Origin of the sequence: Gordoniibacillus kamchatkensis (assembly GCF_000829455.1) — a bacterium.
GTDB classification, from domain to species: domain Bacteria; phylum Bacillota; class Bacilli; order Paenibacillales; family NBRC-103111; genus Gordoniibacillus; species Gordoniibacillus kamchatkensis.
Genome location: NZ_JXAK01000032.1, coordinates 1 through 24,758 on the forward strand (window position 1 = coordinate 1; position 24,758 = coordinate 24,758).

General features: G+C 58.6%; 17 protein-coding genes and 3 pseudogenes. 18 read left to right on the top strand and 2 right to left on the bottom strand.

Annotation, left to right across the window (positions count from 1 at the left end):
- The 16 genes and pseudogenes from SD70_RS38255 to SD70_RS18155 all read left to right on the top strand — a co-directional run.
- Window positions 1-245: hypothetical protein (locus tag SD70_RS38255; RefSeq protein WP_231571288.1), on the top strand; the 245-nt coding region annotated here is incomplete at its 5' end.
- 69 nt (window positions 246-314) lie between these two features.
- The gene (locus tag SD70_RS33535) at window positions 315-4,130 is read left to right on the top strand and encodes a cadherin-like beta sandwich domain-containing protein (protein WP_197081073.1); all 3,816 of its coding nucleotides are present in this window, start codon (window positions 315-317) and stop codon (window positions 4,128-4,130) included.
- Between the two features lie 18 nt (window positions 4,131-4,148).
- Entirely contained in the window at window positions 4,149-4,778 is a 630-nt protein-coding gene (locus SD70_RS18100; RefSeq protein WP_052487592.1) for an alpha/beta hydrolase, read from the top strand.
- Window positions 4,766-5,155: a hypothetical protein gene (locus SD70_RS33540; protein WP_052487593.1), complete on the top strand. Its 390-nt coding sequence runs from the start codon at window positions 4,766-4,768 to the stop codon at window positions 5,153-5,155. The genes SD70_RS18100 and SD70_RS33540 overlap by 13 nt, the downstream gene beginning before the upstream one ends.
- Before the next feature lie 82 nt (window positions 5,156-5,237).
- Window positions 5,238-7,367, top strand: a complete 2,130-nt coding sequence (locus SD70_RS18105) for a sensor histidine kinase (protein ID WP_041048948.1) — start codon at window positions 5,238-5,240, stop codon at window positions 7,365-7,367.
- 3 nt (window positions 7,368-7,370) lie between these two features.
- Complete coding sequence (locus tag SD70_RS18110) at window positions 7,371-8,072, top strand: response regulator transcription factor (protein ID WP_041048949.1); 702 nt, start codon at window positions 7,371-7,373, stop codon at window positions 8,070-8,072.
- Window positions 8,073-8,429: 357 nt separating this feature from the next.
- Entirely contained in the window at window positions 8,430-8,906 is a 477-nt protein-coding gene (locus SD70_RS18115) for an NAD-dependent epimerase/dehydratase family protein (protein ID WP_156158082.1), read from the top strand.
- A 300-nt stretch (window positions 8,907-9,206) separates the two neighbouring features.
- Window positions 9,207-9,302, top strand: a pseudogene (locus tag SD70_RS38260) (GntR family transcriptional regulator); the annotation flags it as partial.
- 223 nt (window positions 9,303-9,525) lie between these two features.
- Window positions 9,526-10,599, top strand: coding sequence for an aminotransferase-like domain-containing protein (locus SD70_RS18120; protein WP_231571289.1), 1,074 nt, complete (start codon window positions 9,526-9,528; stop codon window positions 10,597-10,599).
- Between the two features lie 341 nt (window positions 10,600-10,940).
- A pseudogene (ilvA, locus tag SD70_RS18125) lies at window positions 10,941-12,187 on the top strand (threonine ammonia-lyase IlvA).
- A gap of 435 nt (window positions 12,188-12,622) precedes the next feature.
- Window positions 12,623-13,680, top strand: a pseudogene (locus tag SD70_RS18130) (BMP family lipoprotein).
- A 145-nt stretch (window positions 13,681-13,825) separates the two neighbouring features.
- A complete protein-coding gene (locus SD70_RS18135) occupies window positions 13,826-15,367 on the top strand; it encodes an ABC transporter ATP-binding protein (RefSeq protein ID WP_231571290.1) in 1,542 nt (513 codons plus the stop codon).
- Window positions 15,360-16,442 (top strand): ABC transporter permease, encoded by a 1,083-nt coding sequence (locus tag SD70_RS18140; RefSeq protein WP_041048953.1) that lies wholly within the window; start codon window positions 15,360-15,362, stop codon window positions 16,440-16,442. The genes SD70_RS18135 and SD70_RS18140 overlap by 8 nt, the downstream gene beginning before the upstream one ends.
- On the top strand, window positions 16,439-17,401 hold the full coding sequence (locus tag SD70_RS18145; RefSeq protein ID WP_041048954.1) for an ABC transporter permease: 963 nt from the start codon (window positions 16,439-16,441) through the stop codon (window positions 17,399-17,401). The genes SD70_RS18140 and SD70_RS18145 overlap by 4 nt, the downstream gene beginning before the upstream one ends.
- A gap of 462 nt (window positions 17,402-17,863) precedes the next feature.
- Window positions 17,864-18,313 (top strand): MarR family winged helix-turn-helix transcriptional regulator, encoded by a 450-nt coding sequence (locus tag SD70_RS18150; protein ID WP_041048955.1) that lies wholly within the window; start codon window positions 17,864-17,866, stop codon window positions 18,311-18,313.
- Between the two features lie 140 nt (window positions 18,314-18,453).
- The gene (locus SD70_RS18155) at window positions 18,454-19,833 is read left to right on the top strand and encodes an MFS transporter (RefSeq protein ID WP_052487594.1); all 1,380 of its coding nucleotides are present in this window, start codon (window positions 18,454-18,456) and stop codon (window positions 19,831-19,833) included.
- Window positions 19,834-19,897: 64 nt separating this feature from the next.
- On the opposite strand, the gene SD70_RS33545 is transcribed toward SD70_RS18155, so the two are convergent.
- Entirely contained in the window at window positions 19,898-20,932 is a 1,035-nt protein-coding gene (locus SD70_RS33545; protein ID WP_052487595.1) for an SDR family NAD(P)-dependent oxidoreductase, read from the bottom strand.
- Between the two features lie 417 nt (window positions 20,933-21,349).
- Window positions 21,350-22,324, bottom strand: a complete 975-nt coding sequence (locus tag SD70_RS18165; protein ID WP_082053461.1) for an AraC family transcriptional regulator — start codon at window positions 22,322-22,324, stop codon at window positions 21,350-21,352.
- 185 nt (window positions 22,325-22,509) lie between these two features.
- On the opposite strand from SD70_RS18165, the gene SD70_RS18170 reads away from it, so the two are divergent.
- Window positions 22,510-23,691 (top strand): galactokinase, encoded by a 1,182-nt coding sequence (locus SD70_RS18170; protein ID WP_041048956.1) that lies wholly within the window; start codon window positions 22,510-22,512, stop codon window positions 23,689-23,691.
- Window positions 23,692-23,759: 68 nt separating this feature from the next.
- On the top strand, window positions 23,760-24,752 hold the full coding sequence (gene galE, locus SD70_RS18175; RefSeq protein WP_041048957.1) for a UDP-glucose 4-epimerase GalE: 993 nt from the start codon (window positions 23,760-23,762) through the stop codon (window positions 24,750-24,752).
- Window positions 24,753-24,758: the final 6 nt, after the last annotated feature.

The window sequence follows — 24,758 nt, forward strand, 5'->3', positions numbered from 1 at the left end:
ATAATGATGAATTTTATTGGACCACTTTTCAAGCAGGTTTCAGGTTACAGAAGATATGGCTGCACTGCGGATTGGAAATGTGGGTCTCCGGCATCGCCCACACTCGTGTTCCCTCGAACAGGGAAAGTAAAGGTGGGAACACGAGTTCAAAGGCGCACGCTACGCTCCAAGGCCTACATTTCCATCCTCCGTTCTGCCTTTCTTGGGCAACCCGGGGATTTATTTTTAAACCAAATTTAAACTGACGGCACTATTCTTATACCTTGTTGGGAGTACATGCAAGATGAATGAACATCGGGAGCGTGCATGGGAAGATGAGAGATTGGGTTTCACGAGGGCTGCGGCTGTTCATAGCCGGCATTTTGTTCATCGGGGGGGCGGCCGGAACGCCGCTGTTTGAAAAACGTGCGCAAGCGGCAGAGTACAGCTGGGGAAGCGATACAGCGATTACTGCCAGCGATTTGACGGGAGTTGAATATAACGGAAAATTCGTGGCCGTCGATAAAGCCGGAGAGGTGCTGAACTCCTCGGACGGCAAAACCTGGACGAAGGTAACAACCATTTCGAATGCGAGACTGAACGGGGTAGTATTTTCGTTCCAAGCTGCTGCGTTCGTCGCTGTCGGAACGGACACCGTAACCGGCGCTGCCGTTGCCTTCACATCTTGGGATAACGGGGCGACGTGGAATAGGCATAACGTAGGGGTCAATGCGGAATTAAAATCCGTTTCTTCCGCACAGATGGACAATACGATTGTGGCTGTAGGGGACAACGGTACGATCGTCGTTTCTTCGGACGGCGGAACGAGCTGGCATACGCCCGCGAGCGTCCCTTCGGGGTCGGCGCCCTCTTTCACCGGCACGGCCTTCTCCCCCAACGGCATGTTTATTGCGGTAGGCTCGGGGGGCGCATGCTGGTATTCCACTGATAGTGGAGAGAACTGGCAAGCCCTTTCGCTCGGCACGTCGGAAAACTTGAACGGCGTTGTGCAGCTTGGGGTCTTTTACGTGCTTGGCGACAACAATACAGTTTATATGGTTTGGCCGGATTCGAAATCCATTTACAAGGTTACCGGATTTCCCGACAGCGTGGCCGGAAGGAAATTTACAAGCATAGCAAGCGATTATCCTAACTCATATGTCATTGTGGGGAATAACGGAACCGTGCTCACTTCTCCCAACGGCAGCAGCAACTGGACGGACGAGTCGGTCGCAGGCGGCCCTGACTTCAATGCCATTATCGAATCGAATGGCGGGTTATATACGGCGGTGGGGACAAACGGCGCGATCTATCATCGCTTGAGCAGCAATGCGAATCTTTCCGCTCTGACTGTGGGACAAGCTTCACTAAGCCCTTCTTTTTCTGCGGCTGTAACAGGCTACTCGGCAAACGTTTCGAATGAGGTAAATTCGATCGGCATCAAAGCAGCCCTCGCGGACGGGAAGGCGCAGGGGCTGACGATTGGCGGTCAGACTGCAGCAAACAATGCAGCCATGAATGTCTCTTTGAGTGTGGGTCCCAATCCGATCGATATCGTGGTGAAGGCCCAGGACGGGACAACGAAGACGTATACGGTGACCGTGAACCGGGACATTTCCAAAAACTTGTCCCATCTGACGATCGACAGCGGAAAGTTGCAGCCGGATTTTGCACCCGGCCAGCCATACTATACGGCGACCGTCGCCCAATCGGTCAACCAGCTTGCCATCACGCCGACGCTTGAAGACTCGGCAGCTGCAATCAAGTTGGGAGGCAATCCGGTCGCGAACGGCCAGACGGTCAGCGTTCCCTTATCGTCAGGAGACAACACGATAATCCTGCAAATATTCGGTCAGATCCCGGGTGTCCATCAGGATTATACGCTTCAGGTTTACCGTACGTCAGCGCCTTACGATATCATGCTATCCCGGACAAGCGTAAGGGAAGATGCGGCGATCGGGACGACGGTCGGAAGCTTGACAGCGGCCGATGCGGATGCGGGAGATACGTTTACCTTCAGCTTGGCCGACGGCACCGGTGCGGATGATAACTCCAGCTTTGCGATTTCGGGCGGCCAATTAGTGACGAATGCGACTTTTCGGGCTTCGGCGAAAAGCCTTTACCGCATTCGGGTGCAAGTAACCGATTCCGCAGGAAACATCTATGAGAAGCCGTTCCAAATTCAAATCGAGGATGTGACCGCCCCCGTTATTACGGGAGTGACGGACCAGGCCAGCTATACATCCGCAGTGGCGCCGGATTCCCCCGATTCGGATATCGCAAGTGTCGAGCTCAGCCGGGATGGAGCGCCGGTTGCAGGATATGCGCTCGGTACGCCGATCAGCGCCACAGGCCGCTATGTGTTGAAAGTTTCGGATACGTCGGGAAATGCAAGCAGTGTACAGTTTTCCGTGCTTTCAGCCAACACCGCTTTGGCGGATGTGCAGCTTGACGGAACTGCCTTGAGCGAGTCGCCCGAAACCGCCGGTCTGTATACCGCCTTTGTCTCCACTGACGAAGAGACCGCCATGGCGGCCGTATCGCCCGCGGATGCGGGCGCGACCGTGACCGTTAACGGGCAGGCGGCGTCCGGCGGGCAAGCGGTGCCTATACGGCTGCGGTACGGGACGAATGAGATTCCTATTATCGTAACGGCTCAAGACGGCGTGCATATTCGATCGTATACGTTGAAGATCACTAGAAAATTGAGCTCCGTCGCTCGCTTGTCGTCGCTTGAAATTTCCGGGGCGACCCTCGAGCCCGCTTTTAACGAAAACGTGACTTCCTACCAGGCAACCGCGCCTTTTGACGCGAGTGCGGTTTCCGTCACGGCGGCAGTGTATGATTTGCGTGCCGCATTGACCATTAACGGACAGGGGGCCGTCAGCGGGCAAGCCATACCGCCTATCGCGCTTGGCGCAGAGGATAGAACGATTCAGATCGTAGTCACCGCGCAGGACGGCTCTACGCAACCATATACCGTTATCGTTCACAGGGAGGACGCACCGGGGCCGACCCAAGAGGAGCTGGACGCACAGGCTGTGACTTGGGATTTGGCCGGCCTGTCCATCGGCTATGTGCCAGGCGACTCCGAGAGCGGGGTAACCGGAAACTTGAAGCTGCCCGCTACAGGTGCAAACGGTACTGTTATTTCATGGAGCAGCAGCAAGCCGGCGGTTGTTTCGAACAGCGGGGCAGTCATTCGTCCTTCTTACAGCAGCGGGAATGCGGACGTCACGCTGACGGCGGAAGTTGCGAAGAACGGGGCAAGAGGGTCGAAAACGTTCCGGCTGGTTATTAAAGCCGAACCGATGCGGCCAACTGTCCCGTCCGATCCGGGAGACACCGGATCGGATGGCCCGGGGGCGGGAGCCGCTGTGCCGGAGAGCCCGGCACCGGGGGGCTCGGCGGTAACCCCTCCACCGCATACGGATGCCGGGCCGGCGCCGGACTTGTCGCAGAAACGAGACGAAGGCGCTGCGGCTGCGGGTTCCTACTTCATGTCAAAGGTCGTCGATGCTGCCGCTGTCGTTTCTTATTTCCAATCAAAAGCCGCAACGGCCAAACAGTCCCCGGCCATTCAGCCATTCCCGGATACGCAGCAACATTGGGCTGAGCGGGCGATTCGCACTTTTGCCGAGCTGGACATTGCCCACGGCTACGGAGACGGAACCTTTAAGCCGGACAACCAAATTACACGCGCCGAATTCGCGTTCCTGTTGACGCGCGCATTCGATATCCAGGCAGGCGGCTCCCAAGCCGACGCTTCGTTCTCCGATCTGAACGGCCATTGGGCTCAAGCCGTAATCGTGACGCTCGCTGATGCGGGGATTACCGGCGGCTACGGGGATGGCTCCTTCCGGCCTGACAAACCGATCTCCCGGGAGGAGATGGTCGTCATGCTGTCGCGCGTTCTGAACCTTCAGGCGCTGCCAAAGGATGGCGATAAGGGCAGCTTTACCGATCTGGGCGATTCTTACGCTTCCGAGCAAATCCGCGCGGCCGCGCAAGCGGGTATTATAAACGGCATGGCGGACGGCAGCTTCGTGCCGAAACAAAACGCTACGCGAGCAGAAGCTCTGACCGTTCTGCTAAACGCTTTGAACCGCATTCCGCAAATCAAAGCGGTTTTGGATACGTTCCAATCATAACTTTGGAGGACTATGGGAATGTTCATTCCGATCGTTATGCTGACGATCATTGGGGGAGCGATGCTCTATTTTGGAACGGCGGGCGTGCTTCTTTTGTTTGCACCTAAAGGGAAAAGAGTGACCTTGGAGCAGCTCGGGGCGGAGCCGATAACCCAGGATTTGTCCGGGCTTCCCGCTTTGTCGAAATATAGGGCGAGAGACGGGGCCGAACTGGAGTATCGATACTATCCCGCTCGCGGCGTTCCGGACAAGCCGGTGTTCATTTTGCTGCACGGCATCAGCGTGGACGGCAAGTATCTTCATACTTTGGCAAGCCGGATAGCGCAAAGGGCGATGGCTCACGTATACGTACCTAATTTCCGAGGATACGGCGAAGGGCCGCAAAGAAGAGGGGATATCGATTACGTCGGCCAGTTGGAAGACGATTTGGCGGATTTGATCCGCTTCATCCATATGGATCACCCGTCGATGCCGATCGCACTCGGAGGGCATTCGGCCGGGGGCGGTACGGCGCTTCGTTTCGCAGCCGGCAAATACGGAGCGCTTGTCGATGCCTGCCTGCTGCTTTCGCCTGCGCTTCCGCCGAGCGCTCCCATCCATAAAAAAGAGAAGCCCGCCAGCTTACCAGTCTCAGTATGCCTCGTCTGATCGGACTTATGATGCTGAACGCGGTAGGCGTGCAGGCGCTGGGCGGATTGCCGGTCATGCAAATCAACAAGCCCGAGGAGACGCTGGACGGCACGGAAACGCTGTCGCTCAGCTACCGTCTGCTCGTTTCGCGCATGCCGCCGCTCCGTTACGAGCCGTTCTTGCGGGCGCTGCCCGGATCGTCGCTTGTTCTCGTCGGCGAGCGGGATGAAGAGTTTGCGGCGGAGAAGTACGGCCCGCTCTTCGCTCTGCATACCGATGCCAAAGTCGAAGTGCTTCCGGGCCTGACTCATGACGGCATTTTGCTCGGCGAAGAAACGTTTCGCAAGGTTGAGGCGTGGTGGAACAAGCTTGATTTGAAACCGCGCGGGACTTAAACAATTTCGTGCACCCGGCTCGTAAGGCTTATGTTAAACTAATAGCAGTAGATGCGATTCGACTCGATTTGGGGAGGAACCGATGCGGAAGTCCGCGCTTCACAGCGTAATGCTGCTTATACTGTTGGTCGGCACGGTATTTTGCGCTGGCGAAGCCGGGGCTGCAGCGCAAACGCCATATGCTGTCCGCGGTGTACTGGATGCAACGGGCTGGAGCATGGAGCGGGATGGAGACATTCCGCTGGATGGAGAATGGGAGTTTTATTGGAACCGGCTTTTGGACCCGCATGAACTGAACGATCCGTCCTCCCTCTTGAATCCCTCCTATGTGAAAGTGCCAAAGGAGTGGCGCAGCTATACGATCGACGCCAAGCCTCTATCCAACGAGGGATATGCGACGTATCGGCTGCGAATCGGACTGGCTCCCGAAGAGTTGCATAAGCATGAGGCGCTGTACATTTCAGGGGTAGCCACGGCCTACCGCCTCTGGATCGACGGCATCCTGGCCGCTTCGAACGGCACTGTAGGGACCAGCCGAGACAGCATGATTCCGCGGAACTACGCCAAAATTGTGACGTTTACGCCGGATAAGCAGGAAATCGAGCTTGTGCTGCAAGTTTCCAACTTCGTTCAGCGAAAAGGCGGATTATGGGCGGCGATCCGGCTTGGGAGCGAGCAGCAAATGAGCTACGAACGGGACAAAAGGGTCACGGTCGAAGCCTCGCTGTCGGCGAGTCTTGCGATCATGGGGTTGTATCACCTCGTGCTTTTCCTGCTCAGACGCAAAGACAAATCGCCGCTGTTTTTTGGCGCGCTCTGTTTGCTCATTGCCGTACGGACGCTGTTCGTAGGCGAGGCGCTGGCGATTCGGCTGTTTCCGGACATCAGCTGGGAATGGGGCGCTAAGCTGGAGTATCTCGGCGTACTGCTCGGCATTGCCATGGTCATGGCGCTCGTATATGCCCAATACCCCGGCGAAATGGGCAGAAAGCTGCGCAATGCCGCCGTCTGGATCAGCGTCTGTTGCGCAGCGGCGGTACTTGCTACAACCGCCGGTTTCTATACTCGTCTGATGCTTGCTTTTCAGCTATGGATATTACTGTGCTTCGGATATGTCGCCTTCGTATACGTTCTGGCGCTGCTAAGAAGGAAGGAAGCCGCCGGTTCCAACTGCGTTGCGCTCTTTCTATTCATCGCTGCAGCCGTTAACGATACTTTGTACTACAATCATGTCGTTGCCACGGGAGATTCGTTTCCTCTCGGCTTGGTCGGAGCGCTGTTTATGCAATCGTTCGTTTTGTCGCGCAAATTTTCCCGTTCTTTCAAGCAGGTGGAGAAGCTTTCCGACGAGCTGGCAATCATCAACGAAACGTTGGAAGAAAAAATTAAAGAAAGAACCGTGCAGCTTCGCCAGTCGGTGGCCGGCTTGCAAAAGGCCAACGACGAGCTCTCGCAGCTGGAAGGGTCCCGACGCCGCCTGATGTCCGGCATTTCGCACGAGCTCGGCACGCCGCTTACGCTTATCCAAGGTTATGTGAACGGGATGATGGACGGAGTCATCGACCCGGGAGATCCGAAATATTTGCGGCTGATTTACGAGAAAACCGTGCATCTGGACCGGATCATCGGCGACTTGATGGAATTGTCCAGGCTGGAAGCGAGGCAGATGGCGTTTCTCTTTGAACCGCTTCCGGCGGAAGACTATTTTCGCCATATCTATGATAAATACGAGCTTGAGCTTCATTCGAACGGCCTGCAATTCGAGTGGAGCGGACTCGGGACGGCTGAGGAGAGCCCGGAGAGCGGCGGCGCAATCGCCGTTTTTTCGGGCGATCCGCTTCGGGTGGAGCAAGTCGTCTCCAATTTGCTTACTAACGCCACAAAGTTCACGTCCGCAGGCGGGACGATCCGGATGGAGCTGCGGTATGAGCCGGAGCCGGGCAGTGTCGTTTTGCGCGTATCGGATACCGGGGAAGGCATTCCCGAGGAGGACCTTCCGTTTATTTTCGACCGGTTCTATCGCGGCAAAGGCTCGAAGGAACGCCGGGCTGTCGGTACGGGACTTGGTCTCGCTATCGCCAAGGAAATCGTCGAGGCGCATGGAGGAACGATCGGCGTGGAAAGCGAGCCGGGTCAAGGAAGCACGTTTTATTTCAAGCTTCCGGCCTGGCACGAATCGCCTGGCGGCAGCTTAGAGGGAGAGGCGGGATAACCGATGGCGCATATTATGCTTGTCGAGGACGAGGCGGATATCCGCGAGTTGGTGCGGCTGTACTTGGTCAAGGAGGGGTACCGGGTGTCCGTCGCGGAAACGGGGGAACAGGCGATGGAGCTTGCCCTGAGAGACCGATTCGATCTGTTTGTGCTGGACGTCATGCTTCCCGATACGAACGGGATGGAGCTTTGCCGGCGTATTCGCGCCAGTTCCGATGCCGTGATTCTCTTCCTTACCTGCAAAAGGGAGAGCGACGACATTATCGCCGGTCTGGAGATCGGCGCGGACGATTATGTCGTGAAGCCGTTCAACCCGAATATGCTGGTGGCGCGGATTACGGGCCACCTTCGCCGCTCCGCTCTGGCCGCCGCTTCCGACGCGGGAAGACGCAAAGACGGCCGGCTGTGGCGGCATGGCCGTCTGGAAGTGGACTTTGGCAATTACGAGGTGCGGGTGGACGGAAACGCAATCCCCATGTATGCCAAGGAGAAGCAGCTGCTGACGTTTTTCATTCAGAACCCGAATCAGGTGTTCAGCGTACGCCAGCTGTACGAACACATTTGGGGCTGGGATCGCGAAAGCGACGAACGTACGGTCATGGTGCATATCCGCAATCTGCGCAAAAAGATCGAACAGGATCCGGGAAATCCGCGATATGTCGTGACTGTGCGCGGGTTCGGCTACAGGTTTTGCGTGGAATAGAGCGGGAGAGGGCGTCTCTTGTTTCATTGCCTGTTCGGGATGCTAAAGCGAATTGGACATCATTTGGAACGGTGCGAGCGCTTCCGCCAACCGCGTAAGCGCGAGCGCATCTTGTTTGATGGGTTCAGCTCAAGTCCTCGGCGCTATAGCCGTTCGGGAAAAGCGTATGTCCCGAAGGAAGGTGTAACCTGATTCGTTTTGCCTAGCGACCAGATTCGTAAAATGGCGTCATGCGGGACGCTATTAGAGCCTGAATAGACTAGCGGGGAAGGGGAAAGAGCCGGGGAAACGTTCCGCTCGGAGCCTAAAGGGTGGGGGCCTTACATCGCTCCTTCCGTCGATGTGCTTTCGCAGTATGTGGACAAAGGGATTCCGATTGTAACCGCTTTTCCCGGGCAAGTATACGGGGCCGACTCCTGGTTCCCGCAGCTGTTTCTGGAGCCTCTTGCGAAAAATAAACCGGTAACCGGTCTGAAAGGCCATAACCCCATTTTTTCGCCTATCCATGTCGATGATTGCTCCCGAGCCCTGCTATTTCTGCTGGATGCAGGGCAGCCCGGGGAGAAGTATATTCTCGTTGACGACAAGCCGATCCGGAGCGGGGACATTACGACGCTCGCCGCTCAAGCTCTTAACGTGCCGGACAAGAAGCGGTATGTTCCCACCTGGCTGTGCCGCATGCTGCTTGGACCGGTCCTGACCGAATATGCAACTGCCCATACGAACTTCTCGAACGAGAAGTTGAAAAAGGCCGGATTTACGTATTTGTATCCGACGATTCAAGCGGGCATTGCGAATGTAGTGGAAGAGTGGAGGAAGCGGGAAAACGCTTAACGAACGCAAAACGCGCTTCGCGGAAGAGGGGGGACCCGGCTGGGTTCCCTCTCGCTATTTACATATGCCGCAAATACATTGACAATCGAAAAGATCCAACTTACAGTGGTTTCTATGAACCACTTGCCGATTTTGCGGCGGCAGCCGTAACGAAAGCGAGGCCGCTCTCTATCATAAGGCCTTCGCGGAACAAGGCGGAGAGGCAGGGACGGCGGCGTGCACGTACAAATTCCATACCATCTGTATGCGGAGCGGCAGCCGACGAAGCTGCTGGCGCTGTACCATTCGCTGCGCGATTCCATGGTTGAGGGGCGGCTGCTCTATGGAGCACGGCTCCCGTCGACGCGGGAGCTGGCGCACATGTACGGTATTTCGCGCGGCACCGTGAACCAGGTGTACGACATGCTGGCCGCCGAAGGCTACGTGTCGAGCGAGCGGGGCAGCGGGACGTTTGTCCGCTACCGGCAGCCGGCGGACGCAGAGACGGCGGCGGAGGCAGCGGGCCGCCGCGCCGCGGGCGTGCGGCTGTCGGCATGGGGGCGGCGCGTCGCGGCGCTGCCCCCGGCGGCAGCGGCGGACAGCGGCGCGGGAGCGATCGACTTCGGGCGGTTCGTGCCCGATGTCGGCGCATTCCCGCGCGAAGCGTGGAGCCGCTGCCTGCACGCGCAAGTGCGCGGCCAGAGCGCAGCGGCCGAGCAGGGCGAGCGGGCGCAGCCGCTCGGCGACCCGGCGCTGCGCGAGGCGATCGCGCAATATGTGCGGCGGGCGCGCGGCATTGCCGCGCTGCCGGAGCACATCGCGAATCACCGGCGGCTCGATGCAGGCGCTTGCGCTGCTGGCGCAGCTGCTCGTCGGGCCGGGCGACACCGCCGTCGCCGAGACGCCGGCGTTCCGCGGCATCCGCCAGGCGCTCGCTGCGTGCGGCGCCCGCTGGATCGACGCCGAAGTGGACGCGCACGGCATCGTGCCGCAGGACTGGGCGGCACGGGCGATGTTCGTAACGCCGGCGCGGCAGTTCCCGACCGGCGCCGTGCTTAGCCTCGAGCGGCGGCAGACGCTGCTGCGCTGGGCGCAGGAGCGCGAAGCCGTCATCATCGAAGACGATTACGACAGCGAGTTCCGCCACGGCGGCAAAAGCCTCGAGCCGCTCAAAGTGCTCGACAGCAGCGAGCGGGTCGTGTACGTCGGCAGCTTCTCGAAGTCGCTGCTGCCCGGCACGCGCATCGGCTACGCCGTGCTCCCGCCTCCTTTGGCGGGGCCGTTCGCCCGCGCCTTGCAGCTGACGGCGGGGGCGTTCCCCGTCAATTTGCTGGAGCAAAAAGCGCTCGCCGCGTTTATGGCGTGCGGCGAATACGAGCGGCATTTGCGGCGGATGAAGCGCTCTTACAGCCGGAAGTTCCAGCTGCTGCTGCAGCTCGCCCGGGCGGAGCTGAGCGAGGCGTTCGACTGGATGGAGAGCGACGCGGGGCTGCATATTTTTGGCTGGTGGAAAGGGGCGGAGCGGGACTATTTGCGCTTCCGGGCGACGTGCGCCGAACGCGGCGTTCGGTTTGCGGAAGCGCAGGCACCGGCGGCGGCCGGAACGAAATACGGCATTTACCTCAACTTTCCCCATTTGTCCGAGGACGAGCTGCGGGAAGGGTGCCGCCGGCTGCGGCTCGCGTGGGAACAGCAAAGCCGCGATCGGCTATAAATGGACTGACGGCGGACGCCCGGACGTCAGGCTCGGCCATAACGCAGCGCAACCAGCCATAGCAATGCGCAGTCAGTTTGTACGGCCGCGGCGAACTTGGTATGATTACTGCAACAGACTCGGGCTGCCCGGTCAAGAATGGCTGCGCCGCGGACTTAAGAACGCGGGTCTCCGGCTTCGCCCACACTCGTGTTCCCTTGAATTTGAAACGATGGAGGAACTCGGGTTCAAGGCGCACGCTTCGCTCACAGGCCTACATTCCCACCCTCCGCTCCGCCTTTCTTGGGCAGCCTGGCAGACTCAGTCTAATTGAATAGAACCTTGAAAGGGGCGTATCCGCCTTGGCCAAATTACCTGTCGAGGATATCATTCGGGCGCGGCATGCGCTCAGCGAAGTGATCGACGAGACCCCGCTGCAGCGCAGCGACGTGCTGTCGCAGCAGTACGGCTGCAACGTATATTTGAAGCGCGAAGATTTGCAAGTCGTGCGCTCCTTCAAACTGCGCGGCGCCTACAATTTCATCCAAAGCCTTGGCGCCGAGGAACGGAGCCGCGGCGTCGTATGCGCGAGCGCCGGCAATCACGCGCAAGGTGTGGCGTATTCCTGCAATCATCTGCAAATTAACGGTCGCATCTTCATGCCGACGACGACGCCGCGCCAAAAAATTACGCAAGTCAAACGTTTCGGCGGCGACTACGTCGAAGTCGTGCTGAGCGGCGATACGTTCGACGATTCGGCCGAGCAGGCGCAAGCTTACGCGCGCGAGAACGGCATGGAGTTCATCCACCCGTTTGACGATGCGCGGACGATCGCAGGGCAAGGAACGGTCGGCTTCGAAGTCGTTCACCAGATGCCGCCCAGATCGACTACGTATTCGCGACGATCGGCGGCGGCGGTCTCGTAGCCGGCATCGGCTCCTACATCAAGAGCATCAGCCCGGCGACGAAGGTGATCGGCGTCGAGCCGGAGGGCGCCGCCAGCATGCGCCGCGCCTTCGACGAAGGGCGCGTCGTGCCGCTGGAGACGATCGACAAGTTCGTCGACGGCGCCGCCGTCAAGCAGGTCGGCCAGCTGACGTACGACATTTGCCGCGAAGTGCTCGACGACATCGTCCTTCTCCCGGACGGCAAAGAATGCACGACGATCCTCGAGCTGTACAACAACAGCGCCATCGTCATCGAGCCGGCGGGGGCGCTCCCGGTCGCCGCCCTCGATTTGTACCGCGAGCAAATCAGAGACAAGAACGTCGTCTGCATCGTGAGCGGCTCGAACAACGACATCGACCGGATGCAGGAAATTAAGGAAAGGTCGCTTATTTACGAAGGGCTCAAGCATTACTTTATCGTGGGCTTCCCGCAACGGGCCGGGGCGCTGCGCGAGTTTTTGGAAGAAGTGCTCGGCCCGAACGACGACATAACGCGCTTCGAATATACGAAGAAGACGAACCGCGAGAGCGGGCCGGCCCTCGTCGGCATCGAGCTCAAAAACAAAGAAGATTACGGCCCGCTGATCGAACGGCTGTCGAAGAAAGATTACGGCTTCGTTGAGATCAATCAAGACCGTACGCTGTTCAACCTGCTCATTTAGCCGGTGACGCGAGAAGAAAGCGCCTAGGCGGTCCGTACCAGGCGGCCCACCGCTTCTCGCAAGGAATCGGCCCGAGTATAGGCGAGCTTACTCACCGTTGCAGGAGGAGGAGATGGCTTGCGCCGTCTTTAGGAGTGCACGTTTTCCTATGAAGTTAAGCGCCGTTACAGAGCAATGCGTTACAAGCTCTTGTATTTTGGGAAAAGCGCTTCCCTACACGCCGGAGTGTGAGTTCCAGCATTTACAAACGGTTCAAATGCCGATATAATTTTTTCCGTAGTCGTGTGCTTTGGACAACCTCTTTGCGCCGATTAAACCTTTGGTCAAAAGACGGGCCGGCACACGCGCGGCATACATAATTTTACTCCGGAGCACTCATACTATGAGCGTCGTCTGGAAGGGAACACCAATCCGAATCGTGGGGGTTTTAGTCGAATGAAAAAGTGGTTTAGCTTATCGATGATGGTCGTGCTCACGTTAGCCATCGTGCTGTCGCCTGCGGCAAAAAAGACACGGGCACGCCGAATGCAGGCGGAGCAGCAGCGCCTGGCGGAGCCGCAGCAGGCGGAGCGGCGCCAGCCAAAACCGTAAAGATCGGCATGGTAACCGACATCGGCGGCGTCAACGACAAGTCGTTCAACCAAAGCGCATGGGAAGGCTTGAAAAAGCTCGAAGGCAACGGCGTCACGGTTAAATATTTGCAGTCCAAATCCGACGCCGACTATATCCCGAACATGAACACGTTCGTGAAGGACAACTATGACCTCGTCTGGGGCATCGGCTTCCTGATGGGCGACCAGCTGAAAACTGTAGCCACGCAAAACCCGAACTCGAAGTTCGCCATTATCGACAACGTTGTGGACGCGAAGAACGTCGAATCCGTTACGTTCGCCGAGAACGAAGGCTCGTTCCTCGCCGGCGTCGTCGCGGGTCTTATGACCAAGACGAACAAGATCGGCTTCGTCGGCGGCGTCGACATTCCGGTCATCAAGCGCTTCGATCTCGGCTTCGAAGCAGGCGTGAAAGCCGTTAACCCGAACGCTACGATCACCAAAAACTACACCGGCGCATTCGACAAGCCGGACCTCGGCAAAGCGGCTGCGGCGACGATGTACAACGCGGGCGTAGACATCATTTTCCACGCATCCGGCGCAACGGGCAACGGCGTATTCAACGAAGCGAAAGACCGCGTCAAAGCAGGAAAGAAAGTATGGGTTATCGGCGTCGATAAGGACCAATCACTCGAGTACGGGGACGATGTAACGCTTACGTCCATGGTCAAGCGCGTCGACGAGGCGGTTATCCGCGTCACCAAAGACGTCATCAACGGCCAATTCAAAGGCGGCACAACGCAAGTGCTCGGCCTGAAGGAAGACGGCGTAGGCTTGCCGGATACGTCCAAGAAAAACGTGCCGGCCGACATTCTCGCGAAAGTGGACGACTACAAGAAAAAGATCATCAGCGGCGAGATCAAAGTTCCGACTGCGCAATAATCGGGCAGCATGCCGCTGCGGCCGCGAGTCCGCCGCCACGGCGACATTTTGCATGCACATAGCATTACCCGGGGAGCAAGGCTAGTGTACTGGCCTTGTTCCTTTGGTTTTACGGCGTGACCCAGAGTGAGAAAGGATGGTTCCATTGAGCACGGCGGACACGGTAGTGGAGCTGAAAGGCATCACGAAGCGGTTTCCGGGCATCGTCGCCAACGACTCGATCTCTCTGCAGCTGAAGAGGGGCGAGATTCACGCGCTTCTCGGCGAAAATGGGGCGGGGAAGTCGACGCTGATGAACATTTTGTTCGGCTTGTACCAACCGGATGAAGGGCAAATTTTCGTCCGCGGAGAGCCCGTGACGATCGACAGCCCGAACAAGGCGTTCGATCTCGGCATCGGTATGGTGCATCAGCATTTCAAGCTGGTGCAGCCTTTTACCGTTACGGAGAACATCATTCTCGGCCTCGAGCCGAGCAAAGGCTTGAACATCGACTACAAGTCGGCGCACGCCCGGGTAGCCAAGCTGTCCGAGCAGTACGGGCTGAAGATCGATCCGAAGGCGCGCATCGAAAACATTTCCGTCGGCATGCAGCAGCGGGTGGAAATTTTGAAGACGCTTTACCGCGGCGCGGACATTCTCATTTTCGACGAGCCGACCGCCGTGCTGACGCCGCAAGAAATTCACGAGCTGATCGAGATTTTCCGCGGGCTTGTGGCCGAGGGCAAGTCCATCATCCTCATTACGCACAAGCTGAAGGAGATTATGGAGATCGCCGATACGGTCACGATTATACGCCGCGGCAAGGTGATCGATACGCTCAAGGTGGCGGAGACAAACCCGAAGGAGCTGGCCGAGAAAATGGTCGGGCGCGGCGTCTCGTTCCGAACCGAGAAGAAAGAAGCGCAGCCGGGGCCGGTCGTGCTCGATGTGAAGGATGTGACGTGTCTGGGCGGCAAAGGGCTGCCGGTGCTGAACGGCATCTCGCTGCAGGTGCGCGCCGGGGAAATCGTCGGCATCGCCGGCGTCGACGGCAACGGCCAGAGCGAGCTGATCGAGGCGCTGACGGGACTGCGCAGCATCCAAAGCGGAAGCGTTACGCTGAAGGGGAAAGACATCACCAACGAGAAGCCGCGGCGCATTTCGGAGGCGGGTCTGTCGCTCATCCCGGAGGACCGGCATAAGCACGGGCTTGTGCTTGATTTTACGATGAGCGAGAATATGGTGCTGGAGACGTATTTTCACCCGGAATTCAGCAAAGGCATATTCCTCAACTACGATGCGATCGACAAGTACGCGGAGCGGCTCATTCAAGAGTTCGACGTGCGCACGCCGAGCATTTACAACAAGGCCCGCTCGCTTTCCGGCGGCAACCAGCAGAAGGCGATCATCGCCCGCGAGATCGACAAGGACCCGGAGCTGCTCATCGCGGCGCAGCCGACGCGCGGCCTCGACGTCGGAGCGATCGAGTTCGTGCACAAGCGGCTCATCGAGCAGAGAGACCACGGCAAAGCGGTGCTGCTCGTCTCCTTCGAGCTCGATGAAATTTTGAACGTGGCCGACCGCATTGCCGTCATTTACGAAGGGCAAATTGTCGGCGAGGTGCTGCCGAAGGATACGAACGATCAGGAGCTTGGGCTCATGATGGCCGGCAGCAAGCGGATGCAGGGAGGTGAGGCTCGTGGGTAAGCTGCTTCGGTGGATCGGCAGCGATTCGTTCGTCGTGTCGCTTGTCGCGATCCTGCTTGGACTCATATGCGGCGCGATCATTATGCTGATCGGCGGGTACAACCCGATCGTCGCCTACATCGCATTGTTTCAAAAAATATTCGGCTCGCCGTACGATATCGGCGAAACGATACGGGAAATCACGCCGCTCATTTTGACCGGCTTGTCCGTCGCCTTCGCGTTCCGGACCGGCCTGTTCAACATTGGCGCGGAGGGGCAGTTCCTTATCGGCATGACCGGGGCGACGTTCGTCGGCGTGAAGCTGAGCGGGCTGCCTTGGATCGTGCACGCGCCGCTCGCTGTCATCGTCGGCGCTCTCGCCGGCGGTCTGTGGGGGGCGCTGGCGGGCTGGCTGAAAGCCAGCCGAGGCGTAAACGAAGTCATCACGACGATTATGCTGAACTGGATCGGGCTGTTCCTCAGCAACTACATCGTCGCGAGCTTCTTGCTCCAGCCGGGGCAGCAGCGCTCGTACATGATCCAGGACACGGCGTCGATGAGCTTGCCGTGGCTCGCCGCGGCGTTCGGCAATGCGCGCCTGCACTGGGGAACGGTCGTGGCGCTGCTCGCCGCGGTCGTCTTCTACATCATTCTGTGGCGCACCAAGCTCGGCTACGAGCTGCGCGCCGTCGGCCATAACCCGCATGCGGCCCAGTACGCCGGCATGAACGTGAACCGCCGCATGGTGACGGCGATGTTCACCGCCGGCATATTCGCCGGGCTGGCCGGCGTATTCGAGGTGCTGGGCGTGTTCCATTACCAGACCGTCATGGCCGCTTCTCCAGGGTACGGCTTCGACGGCATCGCCGTGTCGCTGCTCGGCATGAACAACCCGTTCGGCGTCGTGCTCGGGGCGGCGCTGTTCGGCGGACTGACGTACGGCTCGGCGGGCATGAGCTTCGGCGCCGACGTGCCGCCGGAAATTATCCGCATCGTGATCGGCAGCGTCATTTTCTTCGTGGCGACGCAAGGCATCGTCCGCTACGTGCTGCTGCCGTTCTATAAGCGCCGGGGCAAGGAGGTGGCGAAGGCGTGAATTTCCTGGATCAATTCGCCGATTTGATCAACATTACACTCGTGTTCGCCACCGCCCTTCTGTTCGGGGCGCTCGGCGGCATCGTCTCGGAACGGTCCGGCGTTACCAACATCGCCATCGAAGGACTCATGACGGCCGGCGCGTTCGCATCCGCCGTTGCGACGTATTATATGGAGCAGGCCGATTTGTCCGGCCCGGCGCCTTGGGTCGGCCTCGTGGCCGCCGCCGCGCTCGGCATGGTGTTCGCGCTCATTCACGCGGTCGCCTCGATCACGTTCAAGGCCGACCAAGTCATTAGCGGCGTCGTCATCAACTTCCTCGCGGCGGGCTTCACCGTCTATTTGGTGAAGCTGCTGTTCCAAGGGGCGGGGCAGACGGAGACGCTCAACGCCGTTTTCAGCAAGTGGGCCATCCCCGGGCTGTCGCAAATTCCGTTCTTCGGCCCGGCGATCTTCACCGCGTATCCGACGACCTACATCGTGATCATTCTCGTCTTCGTCGTCTACTACGTGCTGTTCAAGACGCCGTTCGGCCTCAGGCTGCGCTCCGTCGGCGAGCACCCGAGCGCGGCCGACACCGCCGGCATTCGCGTGCTGCGCATCCGCTATATCGCCGTGCTGCTGAGCGGCGCCTTCGCCGGCCTCGGCGGGGCGACGATTACGCTGACGACGACGAGCAATTTCTCGCACAATTCGATCTCCGGCCAAGGCTTCATCGCTCTGGCGGCGGTCATTTTCGGCAAATGGAACCCGCTCGGCGCGCTGGGGGCGACGCTGTTCTTCGGCTTCGCGCAGGCGCTGAACAACTGGATCCAGCTGTTCCCGTGGTCGAAGAACATTCCGCAGGAGTTTCTGTTCATGCTGCCGTACGTGCTGACGCTGCTCATGCTGGCCGGCGCCGTCGGCAAGGCGCGGATGCCGTCCGCGCTCGGCGAGCCGTACGACCCGGGCAAGCGGTAGGGCCAGGTAAAAAAAAGAGCGCAACCCGTCGTTACAGGGGTTGCGCTCTTTTTTTGCTCCAAACTAAAAAATATCGATGTAAATCGGGTAATCGGCTGCGTCATCGTCGTCTTTCTCGATCGATTCGGCTTCCTCATTTGCAACATCTTCGGCGTCGGTCAAGTTCGTCAGCTCCTTTCTTGTGGTGTTCCGGATACCGTTATTATGGTGGACATATTTTGGTTTATTCCGATAGCTTCCCCTAATTTCGTACAGGTGGGAGGCAGCTTTCGACGACCGATCATTTTCTCTGAGCTGCACTGCATCGGGAGCGAATCAATCGATTTTGCAGATTGTTTCCATTACGCCTCCCGTTACCTTCACGGTTGGCGGCAATAGCTTTCATGCGCAGAATAGTTTAATAATAAAACCATTTCGTGTACAATACGGAGTATAACGCGTCAACGATAAAGGAGCCGCATCATGGACAAGGGGCATCATATATCCGTTTTATGGCGAAACCTGCTGGATATGAACAGGCAAGTAAAGTTGTCGCTCTGCAGGATGAGCGGCAAGGCGAACATATCGCCTTCCGCCATGGGGCTCATTTTCCAGCTGGACTATCAGCCGCACATGAAAATGAACGACATTGCCGACTATTTATCCATTACGTTAGGCGCGGCAACAAGTCTTGTCGATAAGCTGGAAAGCCAGCATTGGGTGGAGCGGATCCGGTCCACGGAAGACCGCAGAATCATTTACGTGCAATTGACGCCAGAGGGAAAGAAACGGATTTCGGAGCTGAGGGAGGAGTATTCCCGGCAAGCCCAGATCATCTTCGAGCCGATATCCGCGGAAAAGCTGGAGGAGCTGAGCTCCGCGCTGAAGCTGATCGAGAAATATCTTAGCGATTCTAACCGGTCCGCGCCTTAATCAAATAACGCCAAAGCCGCAACAAGGCTCTGGCGTTATTTTTTTGCATTGACAATAAATGGCCGGCATGATACTTTAAAAATAAAAGTAATATTTCTAAACTATTTAGAAATCAAATTACTTTTCGGGTAGGAGGACTTATGAATACCGAAACTGCAATGGCTTCCGTCCGGGCCAGCGAATCCACGGCCGTGCTGCGGGAAGGGCTGCTGCTCGCCTTGCTCAGCTTGACCGTTACGCTGGTCGTTATGAACACTACGATGTTTAATGTGGCGCTGCCGCAAGTATCCAAAGATTTTGGCCTCAGCTCGACGATGGCTTCATGGATTGTGACCGGTTATTCTATCGTATTCGCCATCTTTTCCATTACTTACAGCCGTCTCTCGGATTTTATTCCGATCCGGTTGCTGCTCACGATCGGTTTGGCCGACCTGGTCGTCGCATCTTTGCTGGGCTTATTCAGCCATCACTTCATTCCGCTGCTGCTCGCAAGGCTCCTGCAAGCGGCGGGCGCGGCTTCGGCACCCGGCCTCGGGATTGTGCTGATCACCCGTTATATACCGGCTTCAAGGCGGGGTAAAGCCATGTCGTATATAATGTCTTCCGCATCTCTCGGCTTTGGCTTGGGGCCGGTCCTCGGCGGAGCCATTACCCAATATCTCGGGTGGAATTTTTTGTTCGTTGTCACCGGAATCGTCCTGGTGCTCATACCGTTCTTCTATCGAAGCCTTCCGCTTGAAAATGCGAATAAAGGGCATTTCGACTTGATCGGAGCTGTCCTTGTCGGCATCGGAACGACGGGGCTCTTGCTGTTCCTGACGACGTACTCCGCTGTCGCGCTCGTTGCCGGAGCCGTATCGCTCGTCGCCTTTTGGCTGCGCATCCGCCGCGTGCACAGCCCGTTCGTACAGCCTGCGCTGTTCCGCAACAAGGCATACATGACGCTGAGCGCCATGGGCTTTGTCTCCTATGTAGCGCAGTTTACGTCGTTATTTTTGATGCCGATGCTCCTGATTCGTCTGTTCGGAGTGAGCTCGGCGGCGACAGGGCTGCTTATTTTCCCGGGCGCCATTACAGCCGCCATTGCTTCTAACGGCATCGGGAAGCTTATCGACCGTTTCGGCAATAGGCCGCTGTTCCGCTGGGGACACGTCCTGCTGCTCGGCGCGACGCTGCTGTTCGCTATGTTTGGCAAAGTCTCTCCTTATGCCGTACTGGGGATTTACATGCTGATGAGCGTAGGGATCACTTCCGTGACCACCAGCGTATCCAACGAAATGTCGCGGATTTTGCCGAAAGATATGGTGGGAGCCGGGATGGGGCTTGCTCAGCTGACGCAGTTTTTTGGCGGAGCTTTCGGCGTGGCGATGACGGGAATTGCTCTTGTATGGCAAAAAAATTTGTCGCTTGCGGCCGCCTTCTCCAACATATTCTGGGTGATGGTGGTTGTTATGGCCGTTTCGGCTTTGCTCTCCGTCGCATACAGAGCTTCCGGCATGGCATATCGTTCAGCGAATTGAAGTGAAGTCAGCAGTGAGGTAAAAGCCCGCCGGCCGATCAATGCGCCTCGGCGGGCTTTTGGCGTTAAGAAGTGATGTCGCGTATGTCGAGGACCGGCTCCGCGCCGAAATCGGGATGCTCGAGCAAGGCCAGCAGGCGCTCGGCTGCCTCGTTCGGCGGCGTCAGGGAGCCGGATTCGTGCAGAGCGCGAAAACGCGGCAGATCGCGAAAGCGGCCCTCGTCCGCGGCGCGTATTGACGCCTGCATGGCGGTATCGATGACGCCAGGCGCGACGGAAGCGAGCTTCGCGCCGTACGGGAGAGCGTCTTGCTCCAGCTTCACGCAGCGCGTGAAATGGTCGAGCCCGGCTTTGGCGGCGCAATAGCTGCTCCAGCCGAAATACGGCTTGCGGGCGGCGCCGGAGGAGATGTTCAGCACGCGCTTATCGGCGGCGAGCGGCTGCGTGAGCCGCAGGAAGGCGGCCGTCAGCGCCATAGGTGCTGTCAGGTTGACGGCTACGTTCAGCGCGAGCGCCGACGTGCCGGCCTCATGGACAGGGCCAATCGGCTCGAGGACGCCGGCGTTGTTAATGAGCCTTAGGCGCGGTACGTCGGGCGGCGAAGCCGCTGCATCGCGCTCCGGCGGCGGGAACTGCGCCGCGCCGGAGGAATTCGGACGTTCGCCTTCGCTTGAGGCAGTGGCGGCGTGCGGGCTCGGGCGGGGCTCTGCGCCGGAAGCGTTGGGCGGACTCGGGCGAGTCTCTGCGATGGAAGTGGCGGGGGAGCCCGAGTGGGTTTGTGCGCCGGAAGCAGTGGGCTCAGTACTCGAAATCGTCTCTACGCCGGAAGCAGAGGCAAGCATGCCGCCGCCGATTCCGGCGCAGGCGAGCAGCTCCGCCATGAGCGGCTCCAGCTGCTGCAGGGCGGCCAGGTCGCGCTCGAACCAGTCGAGGCGGACGCCGGCCGTCTCGGCTTCGCGGCGCAGCGCAGCATTGTCGCTGCGAGCGACGCACAGCAAATGGACGTCCGGCCGGAGCAGCCTGCGCACGAACGCTTCGCCAAGACCGCGCGAAGCGCCTGTGATGATATATACGGTGGATGGTGTGATGGAATTGGGCATGGCTTTCGATTCGTCTCCTTGGAAGGTATATAAAGTTGCCTCACTATTGCGTTAAAGCGTTGAATCTGCTATAGCTGGAAAAAGTACCGTTATTGGGAAGATTATTTGGGCTCGAGCCATAATAACTGGAAACCCTCCGTTTAAAATTCCGCTCAAGCTCAAACCTGCGATATATGGCGAAATTAGCGGGACGTTTTCCAGCAACCAGGTCGTATCGGGCGGAAATCGGCCATATTAGCTGGAGGTTTTCCGGTTACTCGTTTGGCGGGCTTGCGCAAACCGTCTCATACGGTGGAATTGGGAGCGCGATTCTTCCTTGTTGCCCTTGTATGTGTCGCCTAATCGTCTGAGCACCGCTGCTTCCGGCGCGTTCCGACTGTTGTTTGCCGGCTCCATAGACTGGCCCGCCAGCCCCTTTTACTGCGGCCCATCCTCCGGCACCTCGCCTGAAACGTGAAACTTGCGCACAGCTGCGCGATATTCGCTCGGCGATTGGCCGTAACGGCGATGGAACTGTTTCGAGAAATGAAGCGGATCCTGGAACCCGACGGAGGCTGCGATTTGGCCTGTTGTCAAATCGAGCCGTTCCCGCAGCAGGCGGCGGGCGTTGTCGAGACGCAGGCGCAGCAGGAAAGTGACCGGCGACACTCCCGTTTGGCGCTTGAACAGCTTGGATAAATAAGCCCGGTTATAGCCAAGCGTTTGCGCCATCAGCTCGATCGAGACCGGCTCGGCGAACTGTGTCGATAAATATTGGATCGCTTGCCGCACGGTCGCTTCGACCTGCACAGGCGCAGCCGGTCCGCCGCCGTGCGGAGCTTCGGCAGCAAGTATGTCGCGGTAAGCGGCGCACAGCAGCAGCAAATGCCCGCACGCCTCCAGCGCGGCGCCAGGCGTGCGGCGCTGAAACGCGCGTTCGATCGCGCGGATGCAGCGGCCGGGCCGCAGGCTGCCCCCGGTGCGGGCGACGGGGCTGTCCGGCGTCAGCCCGGCGCTTTGCAGCAGCGCCGCTGCCCCGTCGCCGCGAAACGCGACCCAGCGGTACATCCACGGATCGTCAGAATCGGATTCATAGCGGACAAGCTCGCCCGGGCCGATCAGGAAGCTGTCCCCGGCACCAAGCGAGTGCGTTTCGCCCCGTACGGCGAACTCTCCTCGTCCTGCCAGCACGTGATGAAGCAAATAATAATCGACGACCTTCGGCCCGAGCCGGTGGCCGGGCTTCGTCTGACTGTGCCCGGCGAACAGCACGGCGATGCCGCCGGCCGCGGCAGGCTCCGGGCTTGAGACGACGAAGTAAGTGTCCGGCCGGGGGGCGGCTTCGGAGAGAGCCGCGGCGGCGCGCTCCGGAACGTTTTGGCGTAAATGCGGGTTGTGCTCAAGTTCACTCATTGCGGCTGCAAACCTCCTGTTTCATACACAGAAGTATAGCACGCAAACGGATAAAATCACATAATTCCATATCGAGCTAACATGCCTCCATAGAGATGCGCCGGCGGATGCGGTATACTGGAGCTAAGAAAGCGGGAAGTCCCGCAGAGCGTAATCCATTTTCGAAAATAGGCGGTGCTATGGTTATGGCAGACGTAGAGCAGTTGAAGCGGCGTTTTGTAGAGTTGTACGGAGGCGCAGAGGCGGGTATCAAGGTGTTCCATGCACCGGGCCGGGTCAATCTGATCGGCGAGCATACGGACTACAACGGCGGATATGTGTTTCCCGGCGCGCTCACGTTCGGCACAACGATGCTCATTCGTCCGCGAAACGACGGGCAGCTGTCGCTCGCATCAACGAGCTTTGAGATTCGCAAACAAATTTCCATGCAGGGCTTGGCTTATGACAAAGCGGACGACTGGATGAACTATCCGAAAGGCGTCGTCTATCATTTGCAGCAGAGCGGCTATGACATCGGCGGCTACGACATTCTTTATCATGGCGAGATCCCTAACGGGGCAGGTTTGTCCTCGTCCGCTTCGATCGAAGTGGTGACGGCGTACGGGCTGCTGACGATGGAGGGCCGGGATGCCAATCCCGCCGAAGAACGGATCCGCATCGCGCTGCTGTCGCAGCAGGTCGAGAACAAGTTCGTCGGCGTGAACAGCGGTATTATGGATCAATTTGCAGTTGCGATGGGCAAGAAGGACCATGCGATTTTGCTCATGTGCGACACGCTCGAATACGAGCATGTACCGTTCAACAGCGGCAGCTACAAGCTCGTCATCGGCAACACGAACAAACGCCGCGGTCTGGTCGACTCCAAATATAACGAGCGCCGCAGCGAATGCGATCAAGCGGTCGCCGATCTGCAAGGAGCTTATCCGGGATTGACCTTGCTCGGCCAGCTGACGCCGGAGCAGTTCGAGCAGGCGAAGCAGCTGATCAAGAGCGAGACGGTGCGCAGGCGGGCGCGCCACGTCGTGGAAGAAATCGACCGCGTGAAACGCGCCGTCGAGGTGCTGAAGCAGGACAATCTGGCTGCGTTCGGCAAGCTGATGATCCAGTCTCACGATTCTCTGCGCGATTTGTACGAGGTGACGGGGCCGGAGCTTGACGCGATGGTCGAGGAGGCGCTTCGCATCCCAGGCACGCTCGGCTCGCGCATGACCGGGGCCGGCTTCGGCGGCTGCACCGTATCGCTCGTGCACGAGGACAGCATCGGGCAGTTCCGGGAGCAAGTCGGCGAGCGCTACAAGGAGCGCACCGGGCTGACGGCGGACTTCTACGTCTGCGACATCGGCGACGGCGCGGTTGAAGTGAAGTAATCGGCTTTTGCAGGGTGTGGTGCAATTGTATCGGGGAGCTTTGATAAACGGATAGGAGGTTGGTATTCATGGCCATTTTGGTGACGGGCGGAGCGGGCTACATCGGCTCGCATACGGTGGCGGAGCTGCTGGCGAAAGGCGAGGAAGTCGTCGTCGTGGATAATCTGTATCAGGGACACAAGGACGCGGTTCTGGGCGGCAAGCTGTACGTCGGGGATTTGCGCGACGGCGCGTTTATGGACACGGTGTTCGGCGAGAATAACATCGATGCGATCATTCATTTTGCGGCGAATTCGCTCGTCGGAGAGAGCATGAAGGACCCGGCGAAATATTACCACAACAACGTGTACGGCACCCTGTGCCTGCTTGAGAAAATGAAGCAATACGGCGTAAGCAAAATCGTTTTCTCCTCGACGGCGGCGACCTACGGCGAACCGGAAAACGTGCCGATTCTCGAGAGCGACCGGACGATGCCGACGAACACGTACGGCGAAACGAAGCTGGCGATGGAAAAAATGATGCGCTGGTTCGACTTTGCCCACGGCATCAAATACGTTTCGCTGCGCTATTTCAATGCAGCAGGCGCGCACGCGAGCGGGAGCATCGGCGAGGACCACGATCCGGAGACGCATCTGGTGCCTGTTATTTTACAGGTGGCTCTCGGGCAGCGGCCGCACATCTCGGTGTTCGGCGACGATTATCCGACGGAAGATGGCACGTGCGTCCGCGACTATATTCACGTCAGCGATTTGGCCGACGCGCACGTGCTGGCTGTGGAGAAGCTGCGCCATGGCGGCGAGAGCGATATTTTCAACCTGGGCAGCGGCAAAGGGTACTCGGTGAACCAGGTGATCGAAGTTGCGCGCAAAGTGACCGGCCATCCGATACCGGCAGTCGTGGAACCGCGCCGCTCCGGCGATCCGGCGGTGCTGGTGGCGTCGTCGGAAAGAGCGCGGGCGGAGCTCGGCTGGAAGCCGTCGCGCGATTCGCTTGAGGACATCGTAGCCAGTGCCTGGGCTTGGCATAAAAGCCGTCCGAACGGATACGGCGACAGGGCTTGAACGCAG

Excerpts from the sequence above, each read along its gene's own strand:
- SD70_RS33535 (WP_197081073.1), top strand. The coding sequence starts at position 315 with ATGAGAGATTGGGTTTCACGAGGGCTGCGGCTGTTCATAGCCGGCATT.
- SD70_RS18100 (WP_052487592.1), top strand. The coding sequence starts at position 4,149 with ATGTTCATTCCGATCGTTATGCTGACGATCATTGGGGGAGCGATGCTC.
- SD70_RS33540 (WP_052487593.1), top strand. The coding sequence starts at position 4,766 with ATGCCTCGTCTGATCGGACTTATGATGCTGAACGCGGTAGGCGTGCAG.
- SD70_RS18105 (WP_041048948.1), top strand. The coding sequence starts at position 5,238 with ATGCGGAAGTCCGCGCTTCACAGCGTAATGCTGCTTATACTGTTGGTC.
- SD70_RS18110 (WP_041048949.1), top strand. The coding sequence starts at position 7,371 with ATGGCGCATATTATGCTTGTCGAGGACGAGGCGGATATCCGCGAGTTG.
- SD70_RS18120 (WP_231571289.1), top strand. The coding sequence starts at position 9,526 with ATGTCGGCGCATTCCCGCGCGAAGCGTGGAGCCGCTGCCTGCACGCGC.
- SD70_RS18150 (WP_041048955.1), top strand. The coding sequence starts at position 17,864 with ATGGACAAGGGGCATCATATATCCGTTTTATGGCGAAACCTGCTGGAT.
- SD70_RS18155 (WP_052487594.1), top strand. The coding sequence starts at position 18,454 with ATGAATACCGAAACTGCAATGGCTTCCGTCCGGGCCAGCGAATCCACG.
- SD70_RS33545 (WP_052487595.1), bottom strand. The coding sequence starts at position 20,932 with ATGCCCAATTCCATCACACCATCCACCGTATATATCATCACAGGCGCT.
- SD70_RS18165 (WP_082053461.1), bottom strand. The coding sequence starts at position 22,324 with ATGAGTGAACTTGAGCACAACCCGCATTTACGCCAAAACGTTCCGGAG.
- SD70_RS18170 (WP_041048956.1), top strand. The coding sequence starts at position 22,510 with ATGGCAGACGTAGAGCAGTTGAAGCGGCGTTTTGTAGAGTTGTACGGA.
- galE (WP_041048957.1), top strand. The coding sequence starts at position 23,760 with ATGGCCATTTTGGTGACGGGCGGAGCGGGCTACATCGGCTCGCATACG.